Consider the following 6326-nt stretch of genomic DNA (forward strand, 5'->3'; position numbering starts at 1 on the left):
CGAACTCAGTAGTGAAACGAAGCAGCGCCGATGGTAGTGTGGGGTCTCCCCATGTGAGAGTAGGACATCGCCAGGCTTTGATTATAAATTGTGACTGTTGCTTGCGATTTTTGATAGCTACGGTGCTCATGTACTGACGTACACTGCGCGTCTCGCTTCAAAACTCCCGTCACACAGACACAATTTAAGCATCAAAGCGGATATATGTAAGACTTTGATGAGAAAACACCAAGCCCTGACCTGACGGTCAGGGCTTTTTTGTATCTTGAGGGTGCATCAGCCCTGCGCGTCTCGATTCAACATCCTCACCGCATCAAACAAGATAATCTAATTAGAGCTTAATGTTGGGCTTTAGTTAGCAAAAATTTAAGCATCAAAGCGGATATGCGTAAGACTTTGATGAGAAAACACCAAGCCCTGACCTGACGGTCGGGGCTTTTTTGTATCTTGAGGGTGTATCAGCCCTATGCGCCTCGCTTCAAAACTCCCGTCACACAGATATAATTCAATCATCAAAGCAGATAAACGTAAGACGTGAAGTTCAAACACTAAGCTCTGAACTGACAGTCGGGGCCTAATCTTATCGCAGTCATCTTGAGTAATACTGGCACGGGTGATGTGACGCTTTGTTCGTTGTTGCAGCCACATATAGATATGCCGAGGTGTGGCTGCCAGCCATTATTTTATCCGTGCTGATTCGTATCTAGCAGGCATAAAAAAGCCCCCAATTTTGGAGGCTTTAGCCTGAGTGTTTCGCTCTCTTTTAGCGTGGGTTTTTCTCAATGAGTTCACGCGTCCTCTGAGCCGGCTCTTCAAGCCCCAGCTTTTCGTAGGCTTTTAACATTAACGGTAGAGAAGCGCGTGCGGCCTCTGTATCTGGAAAGTCTCGCTGTATAGCTTGACAACGATTTACGGCGGCAACCCAAGCTTCGCGACGAATATAGAAATCCGCAGTGGCCAATTCATAGTTAGCTAAGCGGTTTTTCAGTGCCACCATCCGTGCTTTCGCGTCTGCAGCATATTCACTATTAGGGTAGAGTTCGAGTAAGCGACGAAAATCGGCAAAGGCCTTTCTGGCGGGTTCAGGGTCGCGATCATTACGCTCCATGCGGAGAATATCGTGGATCAGGCTGCGATCTTGCGCCATGTGAACCAAACCACGCATATAGACTACCCAATCGCTTTCTGGGTGAGCTGGATGCATACGGATAAAACGATCTATGGTGGCTTCTGCGAGCGCGAGATCGTCGTTTTTGTAATAGGCGTAGATCAGATCAAGCTGGACTTGATCGGAGTATGCGCCAAACGGATAGCGTGAATCGAGCGCTTCGAGTTTTTCGATCGCAGTGATCCAAGCGCCTTTGTTTAACTGCGCCTCTGCATCTTGATACAGCTTAGATGGCGGATCATCTTGAACGACTTGGTTGTTACTTGAACAGCCCGCGAGTATTGAGGTGGCTAACAGCGCAGTAAGCGTAAGGCGTTTCATGGGTTATCGCACTTCCTTGAAAAGTTTTTATGCCATCTGGATTACGGTCGCAGCGGCAAACAGATACAATGTCATTATTCCGGCTATTTTATCCAGTGACAGGCGACTATAGCAAAAGGCGAGAGCGGGCGATACGCCACACGCCGCCATAACGACTGTCGCGAGGGATTAGTCATAGAAATCACAGAAAAGTTCGATATGGCACAACAGATAGAATTATCTCATCACATTCAAGACCACCAACTGGGCCAACGACTCGACCAAGCAATTGCAGAGCTGTTCCCTGACTACTCGCGTTCTCGGATCAAAACATGGATCCAAGCAGGGCAAGTGCGCTTAGACGGGGAGGTAATGGATAAGCCTCGCCATAAAGTGATGGGGGGAGAAGCGATACAGATCCAAGCGGAAGTGGAAGATGATAATCGCTGGATCCCGCAAGATATCCCTCTAGATATTGTCTACGAAGATGATGACTTGTTGGTAATTAACAAACCTGCAGGTTTAGTCGTGCATCCGGGCGCTGGGTGCCCAGATGGCACTATCTTAAATGGATTATTGTATCTATATCCTGAGATCGGCGATGTGCCTCGCGCAGGTATCGTGCACCGGCTCGATAAAGATACGACAGGGTTGATGGTTGTCGCTAAAACCATCCCAGCGCAAACGCGATTAGTGCGCGCCTTGCAGAAGCGTAAAATTACTCGCGAATATGAGGCGATTGCGATCGGGAATATGACCGGAGGCGGATTGGTGGATAAGCCCATTGGCCGTCACGCCACCAAGCGTACCCATATGGCGGTACATGAGCTAGGCAAGCCTGCAATCACCCACTATCGGGTTGCGGAGCATTTTCGAGGTCATACACGGCTGAGGCTGAGATTGGAAACCGGACGCACTCACCAAATTCGTGTCCATATGGCCTATTTGAACCATCCTTTGGTGGGTGATCCTTTATATGGTGGAAAGGCTAAGCCACCACGCCAGGCGGACGATGTGTTGGTTCAAGGTTTACGTCAGTTCAAACGACAAGCTTTACATGCAGCGATGCTACGCTTAGATCATCCGGTGACGGGCGAGCAAATGGAATGGCATGCCCCGGTTCCTGAGGATATGGTCGCGTTGACCGAGCTACTCAGAGATGACCAAGCGAAATACGGTGAAGAGGACTATTAATGGATTGTATCCAGCCTGACTGGCCCGCGCCGCGTCATGTAAAGGCACTGACTACCACTCGCCTCGGTGGGACGAGTCAGGGCGCCTTTTCAGGCTGGAACCTTGGCCTACATGTGGGGGATGACGCCGAAGTTGTCTCGCAAAACAGGGCCATTCTGCAAGCGCTGGTTGGTGGGTCTATCACCTGGCTTAATCAAGTTCATGGTACTCAGGTAGCACGGCTACCGTGTGTTGAGAGCTTGCCAGACGCGGATGCGGCGGTGACGGATGTATCTGGTCAAGTGTGTACAGTGATGACCGCTGACTGCTTACCTGTTTTGATCACCGATCGGCAGGGATCACAAGTTGCGGCTGTACATGCAGGTTGGCGAGGGCTACTCGACGGAGTTATAGAGACAACCGTCACCACGTTTAAGGACTCGACCCAATGTATGGCTTGGCTGGGGCCGGCAATCGGTCCCATGCATTTTGAGGTCGGACAGGAGGTTTATGACGCCTTTACGCGCGACTACCCGGCGGCTCGCTCAGCTTTCGTTCGTCAACCGCATCAGAAGTATCTTGCCGACTTGTATCTGCTGGCTAAACAGCGCCTTGCCAAAATGGGCGTCACGGACGTGTACGGTGGCGACCATTGTACTTACCAGCAACGAGAACAGTTCTATTCTTACCGACGTGATGGGCAAACAGGCCGTATGGCTAGTTGTATTTGGCTGACAAAATAAAGTCAGTGGCGATGGTTGAAAACCTCACTGATGGTGCCCATTTATTCATCAAGCTAAGGTGTTAAGTGGGAGGAGCTATGCGCCTTGATCGTTTTACCAGTAAATTTCAAATCGCTATTTCTGATGCACAGTCACTGGCATTAGGACGTGATCATCAATATATCGAACCCGTTCACTTGATGAGCGCATTGCTCAATCAAGATAGCAGTGCGATTCGCCCTTTACTCACCATGATGAACGTAGATGTGAGCCAACTGCGTTCTAGCCTTTCTGAATTACTTGATCGCTTACCTAAAGTGACAGGGACGGGCGGCGAAGTTCAGCTTTCTAATAATCTCGGTATCCTCTTCAACCTGTGCGATAAGATCTCGCAAAAGCGTAAAGACAAGTACATCTCGTCTGAGTTATTTGTGTTAGCCGCGGTGGAAGATAAAGGACCATTAGGTGAGTTGTTGCGCAGCCATGGCTTAACCAGCCAAAAAGTGGAAGAGGCGATTGAGAAAGTCCGCGGTGGGCAACAAGTGGATGACCCTAATGCGGAAGAAAATCGACAAGCGCTTGAAAAATTCACCATCGATCTCACTGAGCGAGCGGAGCAGGGCAAACTGGATCCTGTGATTGGTCGCGATGATGAAATTCGTCGTACCGTACAAGTGTTGCAGCGGCGTACCAAAAACAATCCCGTGTTAATCGGTGAACCCGGTGTCGGTAAAACCGCCATTGTGGAAGGCTTAGCTCAGCGTATCGTCAACGGTGAGGTTCCTGAAGGGCTACGCAAAAAACGCGTTCTCTCGCTAGACATGGGCTCTTTGGTGGCCGGCGCGAAATACCGTGGTGAATTCGAAGAACGTTTAAAAGCGGTGTTGAATGAACTTGCGAAAGAAGAAGGCAATGTCATTCTCTTCATCGATGAATTACACACCATGGTCGGTGCAGGCAAAGCCGAAGGAGCAATGGATGCGGGCAACATGCTGAAGCCGGCGTTGGCTCGCGGGGAGCTCCACTGTGTTGGCGCAACCACACTGGATGAATATCGCCAGTATGTAGAAAAAGATGCTGCGCTAGAGCGCCGTTTCCAAAAAGTGTTGATCAACGAGCCTACAGTGGAAGATACGGTGGCGATTTTACGCGGACTCAAAGAGCGTTATGAGCTGCACCACGCCGTTGAAATTACCGACCCAGCGATTGTTGCGGCTGCAAGTCTATCGCACCGTTATATTGCTGATCGGCAACTGCCCGATAAAGCCATTGACTTGATTGATGAAGCTGCGTCGAGCATTCGTATGCAAATCGACTCTAAGCCCGAATCGCTCGACCGTTTAGAGCGTCGCATTGTGCAGCTTAAAATTGAGCAGCAAGCGTTAGAGAAAGAAGAAGATACCGCCAGTCGTAAGCGTCTCGACAGCCTGAAAGAGGAGCTCGACACCAAAGAGCGCGAATACGCTGAATTGGAAGAAGTCTGGAATACAGAAAAAGCGGCAGTATCGGGGACGCAACACATCAAGGCGGCGCTCGAGCAGGCGCGTACGGATATGGAAATTGCCCGTCGTGCTGGCGACTTGAGCCGCATGTCGGAACTGCAATACGGCAAAATTCCTGAGCTCGAAAAACAATTGGATCTTGCTAGCCAAGCCGAAATGCAAGAAATGACCTTGCTGAAAAACCGCGTGACGGATAGCGAGATCGCGGATGTTATCTCGCGCCAAACCGGCATTCCGGTTGCGCGCATGCTAGAAAGCGAGAAAGAAAAACTGCTCAATATGGAAGCTGCACTGCACGAGCATGTTATCGGGCAAGATGAAGCGGTAAGTGCGGTTGCGAATGCTATTCGTCGTAGTCGTGCCGGTTTGGCAGATCCAAATCGTCCGATTGGCTCCTTCCTTTTCCTTGGGCCAACAGGGGTAGGTAAAACCGAACTATGTAAGTCGCTTGCCGAGTTCATGTTCGATAGCCGTGATGCCATGGTACGGATTGATATGTCCGAGTTTATGGAGAAGCACTCAGTGGCTCGCCTTGTTGGGGCACCTCCGGGTTATGTCGGCTATGAAGAAGGCGGCTATCTCACCGAAGCGGTGCGGCGGCGACCTTATTCCGTTATTTTGCTCGATGAAGTGGAAAAGGCTCACCCAGATGTATTCAACATCTTGCTGCAAGTGTTGGATGATGGGCGTCTTACCGATGGCCAAGGTCGGACAGTCGACTTCCGTAATGCGGTCGTGATCATGACATCTAACCTAGGCTCTGATCGTATTCAAGAGCACTTCGGTGAACTTGACTACGCAGGTATGAAACAGACGGTGATGGATGTCGTTGCACATCACTTCCGCCCTGAATTCATTAACCGTATCGATGAGGCGGTGGTTTTCCACCCCTTGGCGGAAGATCATATTAAGAATATTGCTAGATTGCAGATGCAAGAAGTTGCACGTCGTATGGCGGAACGAGACTTTACCCTTGAAGTGACAGAAGCGGCGTTAGCCATGGTCGCGAAAGGAGGCTTTGATCCTGTCTATGGCGCACGACCACTCAAACGGGCAATTCAGCAATCGATAGAGAACCCACTTGCTCAGCAAATACTGAGTGGCGATCTCCTGCCTGGGCGACCTGTTGTTCTCGATGTCGAGAATGAACAAATTATTGCTAAACAAGGCTAATCGAACCAAACCGCAAAAAAGCCACCGTTTTAGGTGGCTTTTTTATGGCTATACCACCTAAATTGGCGAGAAAACTTGCGAATTGTTGGGTTTTTGTTCGGTCGGTATTTTTTCTTTAAAAACCCCTTGCGTCACAAAAATACCTCTCTATAATGCGCTCCTCGTTGGCACGGCAAACCGCGCTAACAAACGGCAGCAAAGCCAAGTAAACAAAAAGCTTGACTCACTGCCTCGGTGGCGTAAAATGCCACTCCCGCTCAAGATTGAGCGATGCTCTTTAAAAATTTG

General features: G+C 49.9%; 4 protein-coding genes and 1 rRNA gene. 4 read left to right on the plus strand and 1 reads right to left on the minus strand.

Annotation, left to right across the window (positions count from 1 at the left end):
* Nucleotides 1-76, plus strand: a 5S ribosomal RNA gene (rrf, locus tag BZG82_RS16785); the annotation flags it as partial.
* A 687-nt stretch (nt 77-763) separates the two neighbouring features.
* Here rrf and bamD read toward each other — a convergent pair.
* Nucleotides 764-1489 carry an outer membrane protein assembly factor BamD gene (gene bamD, locus BZG82_RS15630; protein WP_077766273.1) on the minus strand — a complete coding sequence of 242 codons (726 nt, stop codon included), beginning with the start codon at nt 1487-1489 and terminating at the stop codon, nt 764-766.
* A gap of 198 nt (nt 1490-1687) precedes the next feature.
* On the opposite strand from bamD, the gene rluD reads away from it, so the two are divergent.
* The 3 genes from rluD (at nt 1688) to clpB (ending at nt 6038) form a co-directional block, all read left to right on the plus strand.
* On the plus strand, nt 1688-2662 hold the full coding sequence (gene rluD, locus BZG82_RS15635) for a 23S rRNA pseudouridine(1911/1915/1917) synthase RluD (protein ID WP_077481872.1): 975 nt from the start codon (nt 1688-1690) through the stop codon (nt 2660-2662).
* Entirely contained in the window at nt 2662-3384 is a 723-nt protein-coding gene (gene pgeF / locus BZG82_RS15640) for a peptidoglycan editing factor PgeF (protein WP_077766274.1), read from the plus strand. Before rluD ends, pgeF begins: the two co-directional genes overlap by 1 nt.
* Before the next feature lie 77 nt (nt 3385-3461).
* Complete coding sequence (gene clpB, locus BZG82_RS15645) at nt 3462-6038, plus strand: ATP-dependent chaperone ClpB (protein WP_077481876.1); 2577 nt, start codon at nt 3462-3464, stop codon at nt 6036-6038.
* Nucleotides 6039-6326: the final 288 nt, after the last annotated feature.

Source organism: Salinivibrio sp. PR5, assembly GCF_001996085.1.
GTDB lineage: Bacteria > Pseudomonadota > Gammaproteobacteria > Enterobacterales > Vibrionaceae > Salinivibrio > Salinivibrio proteolyticus.

Excerpts from the sequence above, each read along its gene's own strand:
- clpB (WP_077481876.1), top strand. The coding sequence starts at position 3,462 with ATGCGCCTTGATCGTTTTACCAGTAAATTTCAAATCGCTATTTCTGAT.
- bamD (WP_077766273.1), bottom strand. The coding sequence starts at position 1,489 with ATGAAACGCCTTACGCTTACTGCGCTGTTAGCCACCTCAATACTCGCG.
- pgeF (WP_077766274.1), top strand. The coding sequence starts at position 2,662 with ATGGATTGTATCCAGCCTGACTGGCCCGCGCCGCGTCATGTAAAGGCA.
- rluD (WP_077481872.1), top strand. The coding sequence starts at position 1,688 with ATGGCACAACAGATAGAATTATCTCATCACATTCAAGACCACCAACTG.